The sequence below is a fragment of the Parafrankia sp. EAN1pec genome, assembly GCF_000018005.1.
GTDB classification, from domain to species: Bacteria; Actinomycetota; Actinomycetes; order Frankiales; family Frankiaceae; genus Parafrankia; species Parafrankia soli.
Map to the genome: position 1 here is coordinate 2,142,044 of NC_009921.1, position 21,488 is coordinate 2,163,531.

19 protein-coding genes are annotated in these 21,488 nt (G+C 73.9%); 8 read left to right on the forward strand and 11 right to left on the reverse strand.

Annotated elements, in window-relative coordinates; genetic code table 11:
- Positions 1 to 20: 20 nt before the first annotated feature.
- The gene (gene gcvT, locus FRANEAN1_RS08740; RefSeq protein WP_020459391.1) at positions 21 to 1,118 is read left to right on the forward strand and encodes a glycine cleavage system aminomethyltransferase GcvT; all 1,098 of its coding nucleotides are present in this window, start codon (positions 21 to 23) and stop codon (positions 1,116 to 1,118) included.
- Between the two features lie 135 nt (positions 1,119 to 1,253).
- Here the strand turns inward: gcvT and cobS are convergent, their stop codons facing one another.
- From cobS to cobT, 3 genes are all read right to left on the reverse strand, one after another.
- On the reverse strand, positions 1,254 to 2,081 hold the full coding sequence (gene cobS / locus FRANEAN1_RS08745; protein WP_020459392.1) for an adenosylcobinamide-GDP ribazoletransferase: 828 nt from the start codon (positions 2,079 to 2,081) through the stop codon (positions 1,254 to 1,256).
- Between the two features lie 90 nt (positions 2,082 to 2,171).
- Complete coding sequence (locus tag FRANEAN1_RS08750; RefSeq protein WP_020459393.1) at positions 2,172 to 3,299, reverse strand: RNA-guided endonuclease TnpB family protein; 1,128 nt, start codon at positions 3,297 to 3,299, stop codon at positions 2,172 to 2,174.
- A 118-nt stretch (positions 3,300 to 3,417) separates the two neighbouring features.
- Positions 3,418 to 4,641 carry a nicotinate-nucleotide--dimethylbenzimidazole phosphoribosyltransferase gene (gene cobT / locus FRANEAN1_RS08755; protein ID WP_020459394.1) on the reverse strand — a complete coding sequence of 408 codons (1,224 nt, stop codon included), beginning with the start codon at positions 4,639 to 4,641 and terminating at the stop codon, positions 3,418 to 3,420.
- Positions 4,642 to 4,773: 132 nt separating this feature from the next.
- Between cobT and FRANEAN1_RS08760 the strand changes: the two genes are divergently transcribed.
- Positions 4,774 to 9,048, forward strand: a complete 4,275-nt coding sequence (locus FRANEAN1_RS08760) for a DUF4062 domain-containing protein (RefSeq protein ID WP_347177209.1) — start codon at positions 4,774 to 4,776, stop codon at positions 9,046 to 9,048.
- Positions 9,049 to 9,184: 136 nt separating this feature from the next.
- On the opposite strand, the gene FRANEAN1_RS08765 is transcribed toward FRANEAN1_RS08760, so the two are convergent.
- Positions 9,185 to 10,624, reverse strand: coding sequence for an aldehyde dehydrogenase family protein (locus tag FRANEAN1_RS08765; protein ID WP_012157789.1), 1,440 nt, complete (start codon positions 10,622 to 10,624; stop codon positions 9,185 to 9,187).
- Positions 10,625 to 10,833: 209 nt separating this feature from the next.
- Between FRANEAN1_RS08765 and FRANEAN1_RS08770 the strand changes: the two genes are divergently transcribed.
- Positions 10,834 to 11,493, forward strand: coding sequence for a TetR/AcrR family transcriptional regulator (locus FRANEAN1_RS08770; RefSeq protein ID WP_020459396.1), 660 nt, complete (start codon positions 10,834 to 10,836; stop codon positions 11,491 to 11,493).
- A gap of 10 nt (positions 11,494 to 11,503) precedes the next feature.
- On the opposite strand, the gene FRANEAN1_RS08775 is transcribed toward FRANEAN1_RS08770, so the two are convergent.
- Together FRANEAN1_RS08775 and FRANEAN1_RS08780 are read right to left on the reverse strand one after the other, a co-directional pair.
- On the reverse strand, positions 11,504 to 12,919 hold the full coding sequence (locus FRANEAN1_RS08775; protein ID WP_020459397.1) for a bifunctional adenosylcobinamide kinase/adenosylcobinamide-phosphate guanylyltransferase: 1,416 nt from the start codon (positions 12,917 to 12,919) through the stop codon (positions 11,504 to 11,506).
- Positions 12,920 to 12,938: 19 nt separating this feature from the next.
- Positions 12,939 to 13,121, reverse strand: a complete 183-nt coding sequence (locus FRANEAN1_RS08780) for a hypothetical protein (protein ID WP_018501989.1) — start codon at positions 13,119 to 13,121, stop codon at positions 12,939 to 12,941.
- 294 nt (positions 13,122 to 13,415) lie between these two features.
- Here FRANEAN1_RS08780 and FRANEAN1_RS08785 point away from each other — a divergent pair, with 294 nt between their 5' ends.
- The 3 genes from FRANEAN1_RS08785 (at position 13,416) to FRANEAN1_RS08795 (ending at position 14,950) form a co-directional block, all read left to right on the forward strand.
- Entirely contained in the window at positions 13,416 to 13,628 is a 213-nt protein-coding gene (locus FRANEAN1_RS08785) for a hypothetical protein (protein ID WP_020459398.1), read from the forward strand.
- Positions 13,629 to 13,805: 177 nt separating this feature from the next.
- Positions 13,806 to 14,300 carry a nitroreductase/quinone reductase family protein gene (locus FRANEAN1_RS08790; RefSeq protein ID WP_020459399.1) on the forward strand — a complete coding sequence of 165 codons (495 nt, stop codon included), beginning with the start codon at positions 13,806 to 13,808 and terminating at the stop codon, positions 14,298 to 14,300.
- A complete protein-coding gene (locus FRANEAN1_RS08795) occupies positions 14,300 to 14,950 on the forward strand; it encodes a TetR/AcrR family transcriptional regulator (RefSeq protein WP_020459400.1) in 651 nt (216 codons plus the stop codon). Before FRANEAN1_RS08790 ends, FRANEAN1_RS08795 begins: the two co-directional genes overlap by 1 nt.
- A gap of 25 nt (positions 14,951 to 14,975) precedes the next feature.
- On the opposite strand, the gene FRANEAN1_RS08800 is transcribed toward FRANEAN1_RS08795, so the two are convergent.
- The 3 genes from FRANEAN1_RS08800 to nadA all read right to left on the reverse strand — a co-directional run bounded on the left by FRANEAN1_RS08800 (position 14,976) and on the right by nadA (position 17,875).
- Positions 14,976 to 15,950 carry an aldo/keto reductase family protein gene (locus tag FRANEAN1_RS08800; RefSeq protein ID WP_020459401.1) on the reverse strand — a complete coding sequence of 325 codons (975 nt, stop codon included), beginning with the start codon at positions 15,948 to 15,950 and terminating at the stop codon, positions 14,976 to 14,978.
- Between the two features lie 108 nt (positions 15,951 to 16,058).
- On the reverse strand, positions 16,059 to 16,688 hold the full coding sequence (locus tag FRANEAN1_RS08805) for a DUF3043 domain-containing protein (protein WP_020459402.1): 630 nt from the start codon (positions 16,686 to 16,688) through the stop codon (positions 16,059 to 16,061).
- Positions 16,688 to 17,875 carry a quinolinate synthase NadA gene (gene nadA, locus FRANEAN1_RS08810; RefSeq protein ID WP_020459403.1) on the reverse strand — a complete coding sequence of 396 codons (1,188 nt, stop codon included), beginning with the start codon at positions 17,873 to 17,875 and terminating at the stop codon, positions 16,688 to 16,690. Before nadA ends, FRANEAN1_RS08805 begins: the two co-directional genes overlap by 1 nt.
- Before the next feature lie 384 nt (positions 17,876 to 18,259).
- On the opposite strand from nadA, the gene erpA reads away from it, so the two are divergent.
- The gene (gene erpA, locus FRANEAN1_RS08815; RefSeq protein ID WP_020459404.1) at positions 18,260 to 18,622 is read left to right on the forward strand and encodes an iron-sulfur cluster insertion protein ErpA; all 363 of its coding nucleotides are present in this window, start codon (positions 18,260 to 18,262) and stop codon (positions 18,620 to 18,622) included.
- 243 nt (positions 18,623 to 18,865) lie between these two features.
- The gene (locus tag FRANEAN1_RS08820; protein WP_020459405.1) at positions 18,866 to 19,846 is read left to right on the forward strand and encodes a carbohydrate kinase family protein; all 981 of its coding nucleotides are present in this window, start codon (positions 18,866 to 18,868) and stop codon (positions 19,844 to 19,846) included.
- A gap of 11 nt (positions 19,847 to 19,857) precedes the next feature.
- Here FRANEAN1_RS08820 and FRANEAN1_RS08825 read toward each other — a convergent pair whose 3' ends face one another.
- Both FRANEAN1_RS08825 and FRANEAN1_RS08830 read right to left on the reverse strand, forming a co-directional pair.
- The gene (locus FRANEAN1_RS08825; RefSeq protein ID WP_020459406.1) at positions 19,858 to 20,097 is read right to left on the reverse strand and encodes a sulfurtransferase TusA family protein; all 240 of its coding nucleotides are present in this window, start codon (positions 20,095 to 20,097) and stop codon (positions 19,858 to 19,860) included.
- Positions 20,094 to 21,260 (reverse strand): aminotransferase class V-fold PLP-dependent enzyme, encoded by a 1,167-nt coding sequence (locus FRANEAN1_RS08830; RefSeq protein WP_041253886.1) that lies wholly within the window; start codon positions 21,258 to 21,260, stop codon positions 20,094 to 20,096. The genes FRANEAN1_RS08825 and FRANEAN1_RS08830 overlap by 4 nt, the downstream gene beginning before the upstream one ends.
- Between the last annotated feature and the right edge of the window lie 228 nt (positions 21,261 to 21,488).

Genomic DNA, 21,488 nt, shown 5'->3' on the forward strand with positions numbered 1-21,488 from the left:
CGGGCGGCTACGCTGCCGGCATGGGAGAGCTGCGTCGGTCCCCGCTACACGAACGGCACGTCGAGCTGGGCGCCAAGACGGCCGCCTTCGGCGGGTGGGAGATGCCGATCGAGTACGCCGGCCGGGGCGTGCTCGCCGAGCACGCGGCCGTCCGCGGCGCGGTGGGGATCTTCGACGTCAGCCACCTGGGCAAGGCCCGGGTCGCCGGCCCCGGCGCGGCCGAGTTCGTCAACACCTGCCTGACCAACGACCTGAGGCGGGTCGGCCCCGGCCAGGCGCAGTACACGCTGTGCTGCGACGAGACCGGCGGCGTCGTCGACGACCTGATCGCTTACTACTACGCCGTCGACAACGTGTTCCTCGTGCCCAACGCGGCCAACACCGCCGAGGTCGTCCGGCGGCTCGCCGCGCAGGCGCCCGCCGGCGTCGCCGTCACCGACCTGCACACCGAGTTCGCGGTGCTCGCAGTGCAGGGCCCTGCCGCGCCGGAGGTGCTGCGCAAGCTCGGCCTGCCCGCCGACGGTGCCTACATGAGCTTCGCCGACGCCGAGTGGAAGGGGCGGCCCGTCATCGTCTGCCGCTCCGGCTACACCGGCGAGGCGGGCTTCGAGCTCCTGCCGCGCTGGGCGGACGCGGTGCCGCTCTGGGACGAGCTGCTGACGGTGGTGACCGGCCTCGGTGGCCTGCCGTGCGGCCTCGGCGCCCGGGACACCCTGCGCACCGAGATGGGCTACCCGCTGCACGGCCAGGATCTCTCCCTGTCCATCAGCCCGGTGCAGGCCCGGTCGGGGTGGGCCGTCGGCTGGGACAAGCCGGCGTTCTGGGGCCGCGAGGCGCTGCTCGCCGAGCGCGCGGCGGGCCCGGCGCGGTCGCTGTGGGGGCTGCGCTCGAACGACCGCGGCATCCCGCGCCCGCACATGCGGGTGAGTGGCCCGGATGGTGCCGAGCTCGGCGAGGTCACCAGCGGCACGTTCTCCCCGACCCTGCGGCAGGGCATCGGCCTTGCCCTGCTCGACCGCTCAGTGACCGCCGGCGACGAGGTGGCGGTGGACGTGCGCGGCCGCGTCTCGACGATGACGGTCGTCCGCCCGCCGTTCGTCTCCGCCTCGCCCAGGTGACGCCGGCGGCTCGCGTCAGCGGGTGACGGGCCGTGTCACCCGGTCACGCGTTCCGGCTCGGCGAAGTCCAGCAGGGCGGCACGGTCCTCGGGCAGGACGAATCCGGCGTTTGCCCGGCCGGTCTCCAGCTTGGTACTAGTCGAGGCCGAGGGAGTGCAGGACCGGATTCGGGATAGTCGACGCCATCGTCAGCAGGGTCACCATGGACGTGATCTCGATCGTGGCGCCGAGGGTGTCCCCGGTGATGCCGCCGAAGCGGCGCACCAACCAGCGCCGTAGCGCGATGGAGACGGCGACCCCCACGGCGACGGCGATGATCGCGCGGACGGCCCGGCCGGTGTCGCCGCCGTCGTAGTCGAGCCGGCCGGCCAGTCCCGCGACGACGAGGACGCCCACCGTGGCCAGCACCGCGTCCCGGCGCCGCACGGAGCCGGCGACCAGGGCGCCGAGCCCGTCCGGTCGGGCGGAGGGGATGCCCTCGACGCAGGACAGCGTGGCCGCGAGGCGGCCGGCCATCGCCGCGACGAGGATCGAGACGGTCCCCCGGTGGGCGGTGATCGCGATGCTGAGCGCGCTCACCTGGACGAGGACGACGAACAGGACGGTGATCGCCCCGAACGCGCCGATCGTCGACTCCCGCATCACGGCCAGCGCCCGCTCCCGCCCGCCGCGGACGCCGAACGCGTCCCCCACGTCGGCCAGGCCGTCGAGGTGCAGGCCGCGGGTGAGCAGGGCCAGCAGCGTCACCCCGAGCACGGCGGGCAGCATGGTCTGGGGGCGCTCGTGCGGGACCTTCGTGACGATGCGCGTCGTCACCACCAGCAGCGCGCTGACGAGTCCGAGCACCAGGCCGACCAGCGGGGCGAGGGCCATGGCGCGCCCGGCGACCGTCCGGTCCAGGCGTTCCGGGCCGCGGACGGGCAGCACGGTGAGCAGGGTGAAGGCCGCGCGCGCCTCGATCATCAGCCGTTGACATCCTCCCCGGCCTGAAGGCCGGGGATTCCCGTACCTTGCGATACAGGTTCCTGCTTCACCAACGGACGCCTCCTCGTTCTAGGAGCGAGGTGGTCTCACTCCGTCTCCACAGGCAGACACCGCGAGCCCCGCGGCCAGAATGTTCTTCGCAGCGTTGACATCCCGGTCGTGGTGCGCGCCGCAGCGGCACTCCCACTCCCGTACGTTCAACGGCAGCTTCTCGACGATCGACCCACAGGCCGAGCAGGTCCTGCTGCTCGGGTAGAAACGGTCGACCGCGATCACCGTGCGGCCATACCAGTCGGCCTTGTACTCCAACATCCGCCGTAGCTCCGACCAGGAAGCGTCGGAAATCGCCTGTGCCAGCGAATGGTTACGGACCATGGTGCGGACCGCCAGGTCCTCGATGACCACCGTTTGGTTCTCGCGGATGATCCTCGTGGACAGCTTGTGCAGATGATCCCGGCGCCGGTCGGCGATCCGCCCGTGGATACGCGCCACGGTGAGCCGGGACCTGGCCCGGTTCGCCGAACCCTTCCGTTTACGGGACAGTTCCCGCTGCGCGCGGGCGAGCCGGGCACGGTCAGCCCGCTCGTGCCACGGGTTGGTCACCTTCTCGCCCGTCGACAAGGCAACCAGGGACGTGACACCCGCATCGACCCCCACCTGTGCCGGCGACGGAGGCAGGCTGCTGATGGTCTCCTCGACCAGGATCGAGATGTGGTACTGGCCGCGGGTGTTACGCGACACCGTCACCTGGGACGGCGCCGCACCCTCGGGCAGCGGACGCGACCAGGCGATGTCCAACGGCAGATCCTGTTTCGCCAGCCTGACCTGCCCGTCGCGGAAACTGAAGCAGTTCCGGAAGTAGGTCGCCGAGTCGAGGGTCCTGCCCTTCTTCTTGAAGGACGGGTAACCGGCCCGCTTCTCCCAGAAGTTCACGTAGGCGGTCTGCAGATGCCGCAGCGTCGCCTGCAACGGCCCCTTCGACGGCTCGGCCAGCCACGCCGTTTCCGGGTCGCGTTTCCACGCCGTCAGCATCTTGTCCGTCTCGGCATGCGTGACCCGGCGCTGCTCCTGGAACCAGACCCGGTGCCGCTCCGCCAACGCCCGGTTGTACACGTAGCGCACACAGCCGAACGTTCTCGCCAACTGCTCGGCCTGCTCGACAGTCGGGTAGAAGCGGTACCTGTAGGCCCGCTTCACAACCCGACCCCGAATCCCCACAACTGACAGAATACATCATTCGGCTGTCACCTTGACGGCGGAGTTGACGCGCTAACCCCGCGCTGAAGGACGGGGCCTGCGCGCTACGTTTCATGGGTCACGGCGCGCCGGCGGCGGTGCCGTCATCGCGTGGCCCGGCACCGGCAGGTCCGCTCTCGGCAGATCCGGTGCCGCCCGGCTCGTCGGTGTCGGTGTCGGGCGCGGCCGGCTCTTTGGCGCTCACCCCGGCCTGGTCGAACGTCGCCATCTCGGCCAGCGTGGCCTGCGCGGCCGTCAGCATCGGGACGGCCAGCAGCGCGCCGGTGCCCTCCCCGAGCCGCAGGCCGGCGTCCAGGAGCGGCTCCAGCCCGAGGTGGTCGAGGACGAGGCGCTGCGCCGGCTCGGTGGAACGGGTCCCCGCCACCCACCACCGCTTCGCCCCGGGCGCGATCATCTCGGCGGCCAGCGCCGCCGCGCAGACGATCACGCCGTCGAGCACGACGGGCGTGCGCCGCACCCCGGCCTGGACGAGGAGGCCGGCGAGCGCGGCGAGATCCGCCCCACCGGCGACCCGCAGAACAGAGCGCGCGTTGCCGGCGTACGGCCGGGCGCGGCGCATCGCGTCCCGGATCGCGGCCGTCTTGAGCATCCAGCGCTCGTCGTCGATGCCGGTGCCGCGGCCGACGACCTCGATCGGCTCGCGGTCGAGCAGCGTGCCCACCACGGCGGCGGCGGGCGTGGTGTTGCCGATGCCCATCTCGCCGGGGACGAGCAGGTCGGCGCCGGCGTCGATCTCCTCGTCGGCGATCAGCCGGCCGACGGCGAAGGCGGCGTCGACCTCGGCGGCGGTGAGTGCGTCGGTCCGGTCGATCCGCCCGCTCCCGCGCCGGACCCGGTACCGCTCGGGAGGCGCGCTGCCGTCCGCCCCGCCCGCCGTGGTGGGCACGGGGGTGTCGACGGCGACGTCCACCACCCGCACCGACGCGCCGACCTGGCGGGCCAGCACGTTGACGGCCGCGCCGCCGGCGGCGAAGTTCGCGACCATCTGCGCGGTCACCTCGGACGGGAACGCGGACACGCCGGCCGTGGCGATGCCGTGGTCCCCGGCGATGACCACCACCCGGACCCGGCGCAACGGCCGCGGCGGGCAGGTGCCCTGCGCGCCGGCGATCCAGACCGACAGGTCCTCGAGGCGGCCCAGGGCGCCCGGCGGTTTGGTGAGCAGGCCCTGCCGGTGGCGCGCGGCCGTCATGGCCTCGTGGTCGAGGTCGGGGACGACCGGTACGGCGTCCGGCGCGAGCGCGGGCGCGGCGGCGGGTTCGGCGGCCGGGGTGATGTCCACTGGTCCTTATTACCTGATCGACGGAGTTCTTCCGGCACGCGCGCGGTTTCGGGTGACGACCGGCGCCGACCCGGGCGGCGCCGCCGAAGCGTCGGCGCGCCCTGTCGGAGGTGATCCGGTAATTTGCCGGATGTGTCTGTGCAGGAGCGGCTGCCGTCCGAACCGCCCGGCAGCCTCGCTGTGCCCGCCGCGCCGGACGTGGTGGCGGGGGGTCCGGTCGAGCTGCGGGGCGAGCCCGGGATGTGGCCCGCGGGGGTGGTCGCCCCGTGGGCGGGAGATCCGCGCGGCCCGGACCGCCGCCGGGTGATCTTCCTCAGCCACACCGCCGAGCTGCGGCGTTTCCCGCGGGACCGGTCGTTCGTGGCCGCCGCCGAGCGCGCCGTCGCGCTGGCCGGTGACCGCGTCGTCGACATGGAGTACTTCGGCGCGCGCGCCGACAACCCGGCCGAGTTCTGCGTCCGGCAGGTCCAGGAGAGCGACGTCTACATCGGTCTCATCGGGTTCCGCTACGGGTCGCCCGTCCGGGAGCTGCCGCACCTTTCCTACACCGAGCTCGAGTTCCAGGCGGCCACCGAGGCGGGCATGCCCCGCCTGGTGTTCCTCCTCGAGGACGACGCGGAGGTCCCCTTCCGCGAGTTCGTCGACCCCGCCTACGGCGAGCGGCAGGAGGCCTTCCGGGCGCGGCTGCGGGACGGCGGCACCATCGTCGCCGGGTTCCGGGACGGCCGGCTGGAGACCGCCGTGCTCGACGCCCTGGTCAAGCTGCGGGACAGCGAGCGGCGGGCGACCCGCACGCTGCCCGGGTTCGGCGACGTCCCCCCGGGCCCCCCGGGCCCGCGGCCCGTCCTCGTCCCGGGTCTGGGCCCTGGCGGTGGATGGCTGCGCCGCCCCTGGATGGTGCCGGCCGTCCGGGGGCTGGTGGAGCGCCCGGAGCTCACCGAGGCTGTGCTGCGCCGGCTGCTGCCGCCCGCGAGCGCCCCGGACGCCCCGGACGCCCCGGCCCCCTCGGACCCCCCGATCGGCGCCGAGGTCGTCCCGCGCCCCGTCGTGCTCGCGGGCGCCGGCGGCTTCGGGAAGACGACGCTGGCCGCGGCCGTGTGCGGCAGCACGCGGATCGCCCGCCGGTTCGGCGGCGGGGTGCTGTGGGTGACCCTCGGCGAGTCGCTGGCCGGGGCGCACCTGGCCGACCGGATCAACGACCTGAGCGAGGCGCTGTCCGGGGTCCGCCCGACGCTGTCGGACCCCGAGCAGGCCGGGTTCCGCCTCGGTGAGCTGCTCGGCGCCGAGCCTCGGCTGCTCGTCCTGGACGACGTGTGGCGGCGCGCCCAGCTGCGCCCGTTCCTGCAGGGCGGGCCGGGCTGCGTCCGCCTGATCACCACACGGATGCGCGGCCTGCCGCCGGACGCCGACGTCGTCCAGGTGCCCGCGATGGCCGACGGCGAGGCGGTCAGCCTGCTGACCAGGGATGTCCCCGCGCCGCTGCCCGACGCCGTCCTGCGCCGGCTGCTGGTGGTCACCGGCCGCTGGCCGGTGCTGCTCGCGCTGGTCAACCGGGCGGTCGTCCGCCAGACTCGGGACGGCATGTCGGTGCCCCGCGCGGCCGAGCGGGTGCTGCGCCGGCTGGAGCGGCGCGGCCCGACCGCACTGGACGTCAGCCGGGTCGAGGAACGGACGCTCGCCGTCGAGGCGACGCTGTCGGCGAGCCTGGGCCTGCTCACCGGCGACCGGCTCGACCAGTATCTCGAGCTGGCCGTCTTCGGCGAGGACGTGGAGATCCCGCGGGACGTCCTGGAGGCCTACTGGGCGGCGACCGGCGATCTCGACCCCGACGAGGTCGACGACCTGTGCCAGGAGTTCGCCGACCTTTCCCTCGTTGTGGCCTACCGGCGGGACCCGCCGTCGCTGGTGCTGCAGGACGTCCTGCGGACCTACCTGCGGGCCCGGGTCGGGGCGGAGCGCCTGCGCGAGCTGGACGGCGTCCTGTGCGACGCGCTCGCCGGCATGATCACCGGCGGCGCTGGCGGTGCTGACGACCCGGCCGGTGCTGACGCCCCGGCCGGCCGGGGCGGCCGCGGCGGCCCGGCCGGCTCCGAGCCGGCCGGCGGGTCCGAGCCGGCCGGCGGGGTGCGTGCCCCGTGGTGGACGGCGCCGGAGCGGGCCGGCTACCTCTGGGAGCATCTCGCCCGGCACCTGGCCGGCGCCGGCCGGCACGACGAGCTCGCCGTGCTGCTCGGGGACCTGCGCTGGACGGTCGGGAAGCTCTCCGTCGCCCGGCTCGGGCCGGTGGCGGTCGAGGCCGACCTGGCCGTCGCCGGCAGGGTGCGGCCGGACGACCCGGTGCTGCCCGCGCTGAGCCGGGCGCTCGGGCAGAACGCGCACCTGCTCGGCCCCACCGAGCCCGCAGAGGCGCTGGGCACGACCCTGCTGAGCCGGCTCGACGGCATCCGCGCGCTCGAACCGGCCCGCGCCGCGTTGGCCCGGCGGCTGAGCGGGCCACGGCTGGTCAACCGGTGGACGCTGCCCGACCAGCCGCACCCCGCGCTGCGCCGGGTGCTGGCCGGCCACCACCGCCAGGTCCTCGCGCTGGCCGTCGCCCCGGACGGGTCGTGGCTGGCCTCCGCCGGCATGGACGGCACCGTCCGCACCTGGACGGTCGGCGCGGGCACGGCGCGCTCGGTGCTCACCGGCCACATCGGCCAGGTGCTCGGCGTCGCGGCCGCGCCCGGCAGCGGCTGGCTCGTCTCGGCCGGCGAGGACGGCACCGCCCGGATCTGGGACGTCCCCGGCGACGATGTCCGTGGTGACGATGTCCGTGGTGACGATGTCCGCGGCGACCTGGACGACCCCGAGCCGGGTGATCCCGGCGACACCGGGGAGCGGCGGGGCCGGGATCCCGAGGGGGTCGACCCGGTGGCGCGGCTTGTCCTGCGCGGGCACGACGGCCCGGTGAACGGCTGCGCGGTGACGGCCGACGGCACCGGTGTGATCACCGTCGGCGACGACGGCTCGTTGCGGACCTGGGACGCCACCACCGGCACGCCGAGGCTCGCGGTACCGGTCACCGGCGGGCGGCTGCGCTGCTGCGCCACCGGGCCAGGCGGAGCCGTCGTCGCGACCGGCGGCGAGGACGGGACCATCCGGCTGCACGACCCGCTGACCGGCGAGATCCTCCGGCGGCTGGCCGGTCACGCCGGTCCGGTGCTTGCGCTGGCGTTCGGCCCGGACGGCTCCTGGCTGGTCTCGGCGGGCGAGGACGGCACGCTGCGTCGCTGGGACACCGCCGCCGGCCGCCAGACCGGGGTGCTCAGCGACGGCAGCCGCCCCGTACGGGCCTGCGCGGTCGCCCCGGACGGCTCCTACCTGGTGGCGCCGGCCGGGGACGCGATCTCCGTCCGGGATCTCCCCACCGGCGGCCAGCGGGCCGAGCTCACCGGGGCCACCGGGACGCGGGCCTGCGTCGTCGCCCCGGACGGCTCCTGGATCGCCTCCGCCGGGCGCTACGGCACGATCCGGGTCTGGAGCACCGGCAGCGACCTGCCGCGCCCGTCGACCGCGGGGCGCAACGAGGGGGCCCGCGGCTGCGCCGTCGTGGCCGGCGGCCTGGTGGTCTCCTCCAGCGACGACGGCACCGTCACGGCCTGGGACCCGGTCACCGGCGAGCCGGGCGCGGCGATGGCGGGCCTGCCCGGCCCGGCCCGCGGCTGCCGGGCCGGCCCCGGCGGGCGCTGGGTCGTGGTGTCGGCGCAGCCGACCGCGCTGCGGCTGTGGGAGCCCGCCACCGGCGTCGTCCGCGCCGTGCTGACCGCCGACGTGGCGATCCTCGGCTTCACCGTCTCCGCGGACGGCTCCTGGGTGGCCGGCGGCTGCGAGGACGGCTCGGTGCGGCTGTGGGACACCGAGTCCGGGGAGTGGATGGCCACCTTCGCCGGCCACACCGAGGGGGTGCAGGCCTGCGTCGCCGGTCCGGACGGCACCTGGCTCGCCTCCGGCGGGGACGACGCCACCGTGCGGATCTGGGACGTGGCGACCCTCGAGCAGCGCGCCTCGCTGCCCGGCCACACCGACCCGGTGCTCGGGCTGACCACCGACCCGGCGGGCCGCGTCCTGGTCTCGACCGGCGCGGACCACACCGTGCGGGTCTGGGAAGTCGCGACCGGGCGGGCGCTGGCTGTCCTGCACGGTCATGCGCACACGGTGCGGGAGGCGAGCTTCTCCCCGGACGGCGCCTGGCTCGCGACGGTCGGCGGGGACGGGTCGGTGCGGGTCTGGGACCCGCTGATCTGGCAGTGCCGCACGATGATCCGGTTCGAAGGCGCGGCCCGCGGCTGCTGCTGGCTGCCGGACTCCACGGGCCTGGCCGTCGCCGGCTCGGCCGGCCTGTACCTCTACAGCTTCGTGCCGGACTGAGCGATCCGTCCCGACCGGCGTGGACGGACGTCTGGCCGTCCGGTGCGGGCCGTCGCGTAGACGGCTGTGGCGGTCGGGTGAGTCCGGTGGGATTCACCCGACCGCCACGGTCGGGGTTGATCGGAGGCGGGCAGGGTCAGGACGCGGCCGGGGTGGCGATGGTTTTGATCTCGAGGAATTCCTCGAGGCCGGGGGTGCCGCTTTCGCGGCCGATGCCGGACTGCTTGTAGCCGCCGAAGGGGGCGTCGGGGGCGTACCAGCTGCCGCCGTTGACGCTGATGGTGCCGCTGCGGATGCGGCGGGCGACGGCGAGGGCGCGGTCGGTGTCGGCGCTGAGGACGGATCCGGAGAGGCCGAAGATGGAGTTGTTGGCGATGTTCACGGCGTCGTCGTCGCCGTCGTGGGGGATGACGGCGAGGACGGGGCCGAAGATTTCTTCCTGGGCGATCTCGCTGTCGGGGTCGACGCCTGCGAGCAGGGTGGGGGCGTAGAAGAACCCGGGGTTGATCTTTTCGCCGCCGGTGACGAGGGTGGCGCCGGCGGCGATGGCGCGTTGGACGATGCCGTCGACCTTGTCGCGTTGCTTCTCGCTGATGAGCGGGCCCATGTAGGTGTCGGGTTCGGTGGGGTTCCCGACTTTGATCTGGCCGAGCATGGCGGCGACCTTCTCGACGATGGCGTCGTGTTGGGCGCGGGGGACGACGAGGCGGCTGGTGATGGCGCAGCCCTGCCCGGAGTGGGAGCAGATGGTGAACGCGGCCATCATGGCGGCGAGGTCGTGGTTGGCGTCGTCGAGGATGACGAGGGCGGATTTCCCGCCGAGTTCGAGGAAGACTTTTTTGACGGTCTTGCTGGCGACTTCCATGATGCGTCGGCCGACGGCGGTGGACCCGGTGAAGGTGATCAGGTCGACGTCGGGGTGGCCGGTGAGGACTTCGGCGGCGTCGATGTCGATGGAGGTGATGACGTTGACGACGCCGGCGGGGATGTCGGTCTCGTTGGCGATGAGTTCGCCGAGGGCGAGGGCGAGCAGGGGGGTGTCGGGGGCGCCTTTGAGGATGACGGTGCAGCCGGCGGCCAGGGCGGGGGCGAGTTTCGCGAGGGCGAGCTGGGTGGGGTAGTTGTAGGCGACGATCGCGGAGACGACGCCGGCGGGTTCGCGTTCGATCCAGCGGTGGTGCTGGGCGCCGCGGGATTCGACGGTGCCGAGGTCCTGGGTGAACTGGTAGCCGGCGGTGAGGTCGGCGTAGTACTTGACGAGGTTGATCGGGTCGCCGAGGGCGGGCCCGTCGGTGATCATGCGGGGGTGGCCGACCTCGGCGATGGTGAGTTCGCGGAGTTCTTCTTTGTGCTTGACGAGGACGTCGTGGAGCTGGTTGAGGCACTGGACGCGGAACGCGACGTTGGTCGACCAGTCGGTGGTGTCGAAGGCCTTACGGGCGGCCTTGACCGCGGCGGTGGTCTCTTCGACCGTCGCGTCCGCGGCCTGGCCGATGACTTCGCCGGTCGAGGGGTTGATCGAGTCGACCGTCCGCTCGGTCTCGACAAGCTTCCCGTCGATCAGTAACCGCTTCACAGCCGCTCCTCGTTGATCGCGTGGGCTCCTGGTGGGCCACGGGGCGCGCCGCTGCCGGTGCGCCGCGGCATGAGCGCCGGGAGCTTTTGTGTCACTACAATAGTGACACTAATTGGACCGTCAACCGGCTTGCGTCGCTCCCGCCATCCCCGCCACTCCCACCGCCCAGCATCCGGTCCCGCCCCGGCGCGACAGCCCGAGGAGCCGCTATGAGCCTTCCGGCCGACCAGCACGCGGACGGGAGCGATCCAGCCCGGCAGACGCGCCGCTACGACAGCCCGGTGCGCCGGGCGCAGACCGCGCAGACGCGGGAGCGCATAGTCGCCGCCGGGACGGCGCTGGTCCACTCGTTCCCGACCTGGGACTGGCGAGGCCTGACGTTCCGCGCGGTCGCCGAGCGCGCCGGCGTGAGCAAGCGGACCGTGCACCGCTACTTCGCCACCGAGAGCGAGCTGCACGACGCCATCCTTCGCAACCTCGAGAAGGAGGCCGGGGTCGTCTACGAAGGCCTCGACCTGGACAACCTCGCCGACACCGCGGCCGGCGGGCTGGCGACCCTGGACCGCTTCGCCGCCTCGCCGGGCCTGAGCGGGGAAGCCGTCGAGCCCACCCTCGCCGCCGACCGCCGCCGGCGCGAGGCGCTCGCCCGCGCGGTCGCCCCGCCGACGGCGGAATGGACCGACACCCAGCGGCGGATGGCGGCCGCGATCCTGGACATCCTCTGGACCGGGCACGTCTACGAACGGCTGGTCACCGCCTGGAAGCTCGACCTGGATGCGGCGACGGGCGCGGTCACCTGGGCACTGGACCTGCTGGCGGACGGCATCCGCGAGGACCACCGGCCGCAGCCGCGACCGCCCGCGCGGTAACCCGGCTGGGTCAGGCGGGCCGCAGCCGGGTGGCCAGGCCGGCGACGGCCAGCCACACCTCGTCGGACTCGGCGGCGAGCCGTGCGTTGACCTGACCGAGGCGGTCGGCGAACAGCCGCCCGGCGGCGGTCGGCGCCACCGCCCCCGACCCGACCTCGTCCGTCACCGCCACCACCCGCCGGCGCGTGGCGCGCCAGGCCTCGACGAGCCGGTCGACCGCCGCGCCGAAGTCCGGATCGTCCAGCCGGGCCGCCACCCACAGCGAGACGCTGTCGACGAGCAGCGCCGGCCCGGGGGAGCGCAGCAGCGACTCCAGCTCCTGGGTCTCCACAGTGTGCCACCGGGCCGGCCGGCGTTCCCGGTGGACGGCGACCCGCGCGGCCCACTCGGGATCGGACCCGTCCGGCGCCCACCCGGTGGCGACGTAGACGACCTCGGGCTCTGCCCGCAGCCAGTCCTCGGCCTGGGCGGACTTTCCCGACCGGGTGCCACCGGTGATCAGTACCCGGCGTGGCGCCGCAGTGCCGCCGTCCGGGAGGGCCCCGCCGGGTGGGATCTCCAGGACGCTGCCGTCCGGCGGGGCCTCGGCTCCGATGCGGGCGAGCCGTGCCGTCAGCTCGCCACCGGGCGGGTTGCGGTGGCTGAGGTGGACGGCGAGCACCCGGGTCGAGGGCACGACCGCGCCCAGGCCGCGCAGCTCGGCGACCAGCTCGGCGAAGTCCGGGAGGTCGAGATGCTCCCCGAACCCGGGCCGGTCGCCGTTGTTCTCCTCCAGCAGCACGACGTCGAACGCCCGGTCGGCCAGCGCGGCGAGCGTCGCGGGCGGCAGCGGGACGGCGGTGTCGCACCCGTACAGCAGGCGCGCCCCGTCCGGCGCGGTGACGTCGTAGAGCACCGCCGGCCCGATGCTGTCGTCACCGTGCCGGGCCGCCACTGGGCGGACCAGGTAACCCGGCCCGCCGGGCCTGTGGGGCTCGCCCGGCTCGGTGGGTTCGCCCGGCCCGCCGAGCTCGAGGTGATCGCCGGCGACGGCCGGGAGCAGACGCAGCGGGGAGCCCTCGCCCGGCTCGGTGCCCTCCCAGCGGCGCAGGAACGCCCGGCACACCTCCAGCGCGGCCGGCGGCGCGACGACGTCCAGCGGCTGGTCGGCGACGGTCGACCAGGACCGCCACATCAGCGCCTCCGGGCCGAGGTGGTCGGGATGGGCGTGCCCGACGAGGACGTGCCGCAGCCCCGCCAGGCTCACCCCGAACCGGGAGGCCGCCCGCGGCACGTCCGGACCGAAGTCGATGAGCAGCCGGTCGTCCACCAGGACGGCCGTCTGGCCGCGGGGCTCGTGCGCGCGGGCCCACGCGCAGGAGGCGCACTCGCACCACGGGTTCGGCCATCCGTCGGCCGAGCCCGTGCCCAGCAGCGTCAGCCGCACCGCGCCGAGCCCCGGTCGGTCAGGAGTGCGAGTGCGAGTGCGGGTGGCGCTTGCGCTCCCACAGCGTCATCAGCGTGAGGACCACGGCGAGCGCCGCGATCGCGCCGAAGGTGAGCAGGCAGGCGGCCCACCAGACGATGCCCCCGTCGTGGTGCTCGGTTGTCTCGGCGAGTACCGCCGCGGCGGTGTAGGCGGGTGTCACTGGTGCCTTCCTTTCTCCGGGCTGAACCGTGCTGCTCGTGTGTCACTCGCGGGTCTCGACGTTACCGACCTTCGGGTCGCCGGTGCCTTGCTCGTGGGCCGATCCACGGGCTGGCGCGGATCCGTCCCGTCCCGCGGTGGGTCGCGCCGCGGATGAGTTGCTCATCGCCAGCGGCGCGGGACGGCCTCGCGTCCGGTCCGGACGCGCTTTGATGGTGTGGTGGGCATTTCCCGGGGTCGGTGGTGGCCCCGGCTCGGCGGCCGACGCCGCCGGACGTCGGGAAGGACGTGGACCGTGAGCTGGACCTGGCGGTATGAGGGAGAGGACGGCTCGGTCGTGGCGGTCGGCGGCGCGGACGGGTCGGAGTCGTTCACCAGTCAGGGGGACGCCGAGACGTGGATCGGCGAGACCTGGCGAGAGTTGCTGGATCTGGGCGTGACGCAGGTGAGTCTGCTGGAGGCGGGCCGGCGCGTCTACGGGCCGATGAGCCTGCGCCCGGTGACCTGAGGGCCGCCTCCCCGGCTGCCGGGCCGGCCCCTGCCCGCGGGTAGCAGAGCCCGCGGACCAAGTCCCACCGAACGGGCCCGAACGGGTTGACACCCCCTCGGCTAACAGTGTTAGCCTTACCTCGTTGGCTAACGTTGTTAACCAACGATCGGAGCCCAGAGGACAAGGGAGATCACAATGGCGAGCAGCAGCGCGAACCCGACCGGCAACACCCGGGCCGACGACGCCCGGCACTACCGGCGGCCCAACTGGTTCACCAACACGTTCCTCAACCGCCCGGTCGCGCTGGTCACCCGGGCCGGGCTGAGCCTGTGGGGGAGCCGGGTGCTCGAGGTCCGCGGCCGCACGTCCGGCGAGACCCGGCGGTTGCCGGTGAACCTGCTCACGCTGGAGGGACGGCAGTACCTGGTCTCCGCGCGCGGGCACAGCCAGTGGGTCCGCAACGTGCGGGCCGCCGACGGCGAGCTGGCGCTCGTCGTGGGGCGCCGGCGGGTCCGCTACCGTGCGGCCGAGCTCGCCGGCGATGAGAAGATCCCGGTGCTGCGGGCGTACCTGAAGAAGTGGAAGGCGGAGGTCGGCGTGTTCTTCGACGGCGTGGGCCCGGAGTCGGCCGACGAGGAGCTGGGCCGGATCGCGCCGCGGCACCCGGTCTTCATCCTCGCCGCCGCCTGATGACGGACCTGCGGCTGCCGGCGGCGGCGCGGCCGGCGGACACGGGGCCACCTGCGGACACGGGACTGCCGGCGGACCCGCCGCGGCCGGCCGTACCGGTTGAGCGGGTCGCGCTGCGCCCGACGCCGCCCACGCGGTCGCCGCGGGTGACGGAGATCATCGGCGCGGCCCGGCGCCTGCTGGAGGACGAGGGCGTGGGGTCGCTCACGATGCGCCGGCTCGGCGAGGTGCTCGGCATCCGCGCGCCGTCGCTGTACAAGCATCTGCCGGGCAAGCACGCGGTCGAGGCGGCCCTGGTCGAGACCGCGCTGTGGGAGGCGGGGGACGCCCTGCACCGCGTGGTCGACGGGGCCGGCCCGGGCGACGTCGTCGGCCGGCTGCTGGCCGAGTACCGGCGGTACGCCCTGGCCCACCCCAACCTGTACCGGCTTACCGCGGTCGACCCGCTCGGGCGCGAGGGCCTGACGGCCGGCCTGGAGGACTGGTCGGGTGAGCCGTTCTACCGGGCCACCGGTGAGCCGTACGTGGCGCAGGCCCTGTGGGCCGCGGCGCACGGCGCGGTCGTGCTGGAGCTGGCGAACCGGTTCCTGCCCGGCTCGGACCTCGACCGGACGTGGGCGGCGCTGGCCGCGGCCTTCACCGCCCACTGAACCCCCGGGCGCCGCGCGGTGGCGGTCAGGCCTCCGGCTCGGTGGTCGCCACGCCGGCGAGCACCTTGTCGATGCGGGCGAGCAGCGCCGGCTCCAGGACGACGCCGGCCGCCCCGACGTTGTCCTTGACCTGCTCGGGCCGGGAGGCGCCGACGATCGCGGACGCCACGTTGTCGTTCTGCAGGACCCAGGCGATGGCGAGCTGCGCCATTGTCAGGCCGGCCTCCGTGGCGATCGGGCGCAGGTGCTGCACGGCCGTCAGGACCTCGTCGGACATGAAACGGGCGATGAAGCCCGCGCCGGTCGCGCCGGTCGCCCGGCTGCCGGTGGGCGGCGGCTGCCCGGGCAGGTACTTGCCGGTCAGCACGCCCTGGGCGATCGGCGACCAGACGATCTGGGAGATGCCCAGCGTGCGGGAGGTCGGCACCACCTCGGCCTCGATGGTGCGCCACAGCATCGAGTACTGCGGCTGGTTGGAGATGATCCTGTCCAGGCCGAGCTCGGCGGCGATCCGCGCGGCGTCGGCGATCTGCGCCGCCGTCCACTCCGAGACGCCGACGTAGAGGACCTTGCCGGCGCGCACCAGGTCGTCGAAGGCGCGCAGCGTCTCCTCTAGCGGGACCGTCGGGTCGTAGCGGTGGGCCTGGTAGAGGTCGATGTGGTCGGTGCCGAGCCGGCGCAGCGAGTTGTGCGCGGACTCGATGATGTGCTTGCGCCCCAGGCCCTTGTCGTTCTCGCCGGGGCCGGTCGGCCAGAAGACCTTGGTGAACAGCTCGTAGGACTCCCGGCGGACCCCGGCCAGGGCCTCGCCGAGAACCGACTCGGCGCGGGTCTGGGCGTACACGTCGGCCGTGTCGAACGTGGTGATTCCCTCGTCGAGCGCAGCGTGCACGCAGGCCTTCGCCGTATCGGCCTCGATCTGGTCACCGTGGGTGATCCAGTTGCCGTAGGAGATCTCGCTGACGGACAGTCCACTCCGCCCGAGGCGTCGATGCTTCACACCGGAACACTACGCACCAGCTCCCGGGCCCGGCCAACGTCCGGCCGTGCCTCGTCGTGCCCACCGCCGAGCCGCGAGCCGCCGGCCGCGAGCGACAGCTGTCGGCCGTCAGCTGTCGCCGCGGGACACCCGGGGGCGGGGCATCCGCCAGCGGCGCGGCAGCAGGGCCCGCTGCGCGGCGTAGGCACGCACGCGGACGCTGGAGTCCGGGTACTTCTCGGCCACCCGCCGGCTCACCTGCCGCGACAGCACGATCGAGTCGGCGACCACGGCAACGATCCCGAGCAGCATGACGTAGGTGGCGACGAGCCGGACGTAGGAGTTCGGCACCAGCCCGCCGACGAAGTACACCACCGCCGCGGCCAGGAAGAACGGGCCGATGTTGATCCGGGTGTCGACGAAGTCCCGGGCCAGGACGCGTTCCGGCGCCCGCTCGCGGGGCGGCAGGCGGCTGACGTCGCCGGCCATCATCGCGGCGCGGTACTGCTGGCTCTGCGCCCGCCGGTCCTCCCGCTCGATCTTGCGGGCGTCCTTGCGGTTCGCCGGGGTGCGCACCGCGCCGCCGCGGGTCCGCGCGGCGCGTGCCTCGGACCGCTTCGGGGTCGGCCGGCCCTTGCCGGCGGTGACCCGGGCGCTCGCGCCGACGTCACCGTCGGCCTGGTCGACCGCGCCGGCGGACGGCTCCTCGTTCTCCGGGCCGGGCGCGGGCTCGGGGCTCCGCTTCTTCAGCAGCGCCATCAGGGCAGGGTCAACATCTGGTCTAGGGCCTTCCGGGAATAGGTCGCGACCTCGGGGTCGACGGTGATGCGGTTGACGGTCTCACCGCGCGCGAGCGCCTCGAGCGCCCACACCAGGTGCGGCATGTCGATGCGGTTCATCGTGGAGCAGAAGCACACCGTACGGTCGAGAAAGACGATCGTCTTGTCAGGATGGCGGTTCGCCAGCCGTTGTACCAGGTTCAGCTCGGTTCCCACGGCGAATGACGACCCGGGCGGGGCCTCGTCCACGACCTTGATGATGTACTCGGTGGAACCGACCAGGTCAGCGGCGCTCACGACCTCGCGCCGGCATTCCGGGTGCACCAGGACCTGTACCCCCGGCACCCGCTCGCGCACCTCGTCCACGCATTCCCGGGTGAACCGCCCGTGCACCGAGCAGTGCCCGCGCCACAGGATCATGCGTGCGTCGCGCAGCTGCGCGCGGCTCAGACCGCCGCCGGGCCGCCGCGGGTCGTAGACCACGCAGTCGGCCTCGGACATGCCCAGCTTGTCGACCGCGGTGTTGCGGCCCAGGTGCTGGTCCGGCAGGAAGATCACCCGCTGGCCGCCCCGCTCGCCGAAGGCCCAGTCCAGCGCCCGCTCGGCGTTCGACGAGGTGCAGATCGTGCCGCCGTGGCGGCCGGTGAACGCCTTGATCGCCGCCGAGGAGTTCATGTAGCTGACCGGCACCGTGCCGGTGGCGACGCCGGCGTCGAGGAGGTCGTCCCAGGCCTGCTCGACCTGCTCTGCGGTGGCCATGTCGGCCATCGAGCAGCCGGCGGCCAGGTCGGGGAGGATCACCCGCTGGTGGTCGGCGGTGAGGATGTCGGCGCTCTCGGCCATGAAGTGCACGCCGCAGAACACGATCGCGCTCGCCGCCGGCCGGGCGGCGGCCTGCTGGGCGAGCTTGAAGGAGTCCCCGGTCACATCCGCGAAGGCGATGACGTCGTCACGCTGGTAGTGGTGGCCCAGGATGAAGACGTCGTCGCCGAGCGCGGCCTTGGCGGCGGCGGCCCGCCTGGCGAGGTCGGGATCAGCGGCCGGGGGGAGATCGCCGGGGCACTCCACGCCCCGTTCGCTCCCCGGGTCGGCGTCGCGCCCGAGCAGGAGCATGGCGAGCGGTGAGGCGGTGACGCCCAGGCGTTCCAGGGCCGGGTTGGTGGTCATGTCCGCTCCTTCGGGCGACCGACCGGGGGCCCGGTCGCCTCGCTCGCTGCTCGTGGCCTCGCTGTGGGCCGCCTGCTAATGGTCGTTCAGACTCTAACTCCGGAACGCCTGGTCTGCGCGAACTTGGTCCGGTCGGGCCCCGGGGACCTGGTCCGGTCGGGCCCCGGATGGCGGACGGATGTCACTTGCGCGTCGTGGCCGACCCACGAGTCGCTGGCTACGATGGGAAGCGGATCCTGCCTCGCGGTGTTGAGCAGGAACGGCGGCACAGCAGGTGCCGCCCGTGGGGAGCCGTCGCCCGTTGGCGTCTCCTCGCGTAAGCCGCCTTGGGTACCAGCAAGCCTGGTGAACCAGGCACGTCCACAAGGGCAGGGAGCAGCCCCTATGACCGTGCAGGACACAACCGAGACCGAGACCAGGCCGAGCAGCGTCGTTCTCACCGACACGGCCGCCGGCAAGGTGAAGACCCTGCTCGAGCAGGAGGGGAGGGATGACCTCCAGCTCCGGATCGCCGTGCAGCCCGGCGGCTGCTCTGGCATGCGCTACCAGCTCTTCTTCGACGAGCGCCAACTCGACGGCGACACGGTGCTCGACTTCTCGGGGGTCAAGGTGGCCGTTGACCGGATGAGCTACCCCTACCTCGGCGGCGCGACGATCGACTTCGTCGACACGATCGAGAAGCAGGGCTTCACGATCGACAACCCGAACGCGCAGGGCTCCTGCGCGTGTGGCGACTCCTTCCACTGATCGGGCGCGGGCGGGCGCGGGCCGTCCCGGTGGGCCGCGTCTCGTCTCCGGTCAGCGGGGGAGGCGTCTGATCCCTCGACAACGGAACCCGGTGTGGTGCTTCACGCCACACCGGGTTCCGCCATTTCCGCCCCTGTTCCGAACACCCGCCCCTGTTCCGAAACGGTCGAAGGCCGGACGCAGGGTCACTGTGGGGCGACGTCCCTCCGGGGTGCGCGGGGGCTGCCGGTAGGCTGCTCCATCGTGCGTATTGCCGTGACTGGTTCCATCGCCACCGACCACCTCATGAGCTTTCCTGGGCGGTTCGCCGAGCAGCTGCTCGCCGACCAGCTCGAGCGGGTCTCGCTGTCGTTCCTCGTGGACGAGCTCATGATCCGCCGTGGTGGGGTCGCCGCGAACATCTCCTTCGGCCTGGGGCGCCTCGGCCTGCACCCGATCCTGGTGGGAGCGGTCGGGGAGGACTTCGCCGACTACCGCTCCTGGCTCGACCGGCACGGTGTCGACACCGCGTCGGTCTGGGTGAGTGAGATCGCGCACACCGCCCGCTTCGTGTGCACCACGGACAACGACCTCTGCCAGATCGCGTCCTTCTACCCTGGCGCGATGAGCGAGGCGGCCAGCATCGAGCTGCGCCCGGTCGCGGAGCGCCTGGGCGGGCTCGACCTGGTGGTGATCAGCCCCAACGACCCGCAGGCGATGGTCCGGCACACCGAGGAGTGCCGCGAGCGCGGGTACTCCTTCGCGGCCGACCCGTCCCAGCAGCTCGCCCGGATGGAGGGCGACGACATCCGTTCGCTGATCGACGGCGCGGCCTACCTGTTCTGCAACGAGTACGAGAAGGCGCTGCTCGCGTCGAAGACCGGGTGGAACGACGAGGAGATCCTCGGCCGGGTCGGCGTGCGCGTCACCACCCTGGGCAAGGACGGCGTCGTCATCGAGGCGCCGGGCGTCGCGGCGGTCAAGGTGCCGGTGGTCCCGGCGCGCTGCACCCCCGACCCCACCGGGGTGGGGGACGCCTTCCGGGCCGGGTTCCTCGCCGGGCTGTCCTGGGAGCTGTCGCACGAGCGGTCCGCGCAGGTGGGATGCCTGCTGGCGACCCTGGTGCTCGAGACGGTCGGCACCCAGGAGTACAGCGCCGATCAGGACGACATCGTGAAGCGCCTCACCGAGGCCTACGGCCCGGAGGCGGCCGCGGAGGTCGCCGCGCACCTGCAGGCGTTCTGAACCCAGGTGTCTCAGCCCAGGCGGCGGACGAGGTAGGAGCCCGGCCCAGCGCCGGGTGCGGCGGTGAGCAGGTCGTGGCCCCGCATCCGGCACCAGGCGGCCACGTCGGCCGCGGCAGCCGGGTCGTCGGCGAGCAGCTCGATGATCTCGCCCACATCGACGTCGCCGATCCGCCGCGCGAGCTCGATGATCGGGATGGGGCAGCGCCGCCCGCGCGCGTCCACGACCGCCGCCGGCGAGCCGTCGTTCACAGGCCTGCCGCCCCGGCGCGCTCGCGGACGGCGCGCACGGCGGGCGGCAGCGCGTCGAGCAGCGCCTCCAGATCGGCGTCGGTGGAGTCCCGCCCGAACGACACGCGGAGGTTGCCGTGGGTCAGCGCGCCCATCGCCACCAGGACGTGGCTGGGCGTCAGGGTGTCCGAGGTGCAGCTCGACCCGGAGCTGACGGCGATGCCGGCACGGTCGAGCTCGTCCAGGAGTGCCTCGCCCGCGACGTAAAGGCATGAGAAGGCCACGATGTGCGGCAGTCCCACCGCCGGGTCGGCGCCGCCGGGGCCGAGCAGCTCGACGTCCTCGACGAGCTCCGGCAGGCGCCGGCGGAGGCGTTCGGTGTAGCCGGCGAGCCGGGGCGCCTCCGCGTCGATCTCGGTGGCGCGCACGGCGAGCGCGGCAGCCGTGGCGACGACGGCGGGAACGTTCGGGAAGCCGGGAACCCGCCCGTGCTCCCGCTCGTCCGCCGGCAGCGGGTTGGCCCACCTGGTGCCCGTGCGGACGGCGAGGATGCCCACCCCGGGCGGCCCGCCGAACTTGTGTGCGCTCGCGGTGAGCAGGTCCGCGCCCAGCTCGGCGAGGTCGACGGGAACCCGCCCGACCGTCGTCGCCGCGTCGGTGAGCAGCGGCACCCCGCGCCGGCGCAGCGCCCGCGCGACCGCCGCGACCGGCTGGACGGTGCCCACCTCGTGGTTGGCGTGCTGCAGGGCGGCCACGGCCGTTCCCGGGTGGGCGTCGAGCGCGGCCTCGAACGCGGCCGGGTCGGCGCGGCCGAGGCCGTCCACACCGATCGTGACGACCTCGCCGCCGGCACGTTCGTGGCGCTGCGCGGCGTGCAGGACGCTGGAGTGTTCCACGGCACTGACCACAACCACCCGCCCGGCGCGGCGGCGGGCGGCGGCGGTGCCGAGCAGCGCCTGGTGCGCCGCGGCCGTCCCGCTCGCGGTGAAGCTGATCTCGCTGGTCCGGGCGCCGAGGACGCCGGCGACGGTCTCCCGGGCGGCGTCGAGGAGCATCCGCGCGCGGCGGCCCTCGCGGTAGAGCCGTGCGGGGTCGGCCCAGCCGTCGTCGAGCGCGGCGAGCAGGGCCTCCCGGGCGACCGGATGCAGCGGCGTGGTCGAAGCGTGGTCGAGATAGGCCGGCACGAGAGTGACGCTACGCCCGTCCCGGAGCAGCTGGCCGGACGTTGCGGGGCCGCGTGGGGGCATTCGCGCAGCCAGGCGGGGCGGCGGGGAAAGGGCTTGCGGGGTGCCGCGAACAATGCGGGTGGCGGATACGCCCGCCGGGAGCTGGAACGCGCCCACGGCGCGCCCGCCGATCTGCCCGGATCAAGGGCTCTCCGGCCCGTCCAGGATGCCCCGCGGGTCGTGTCT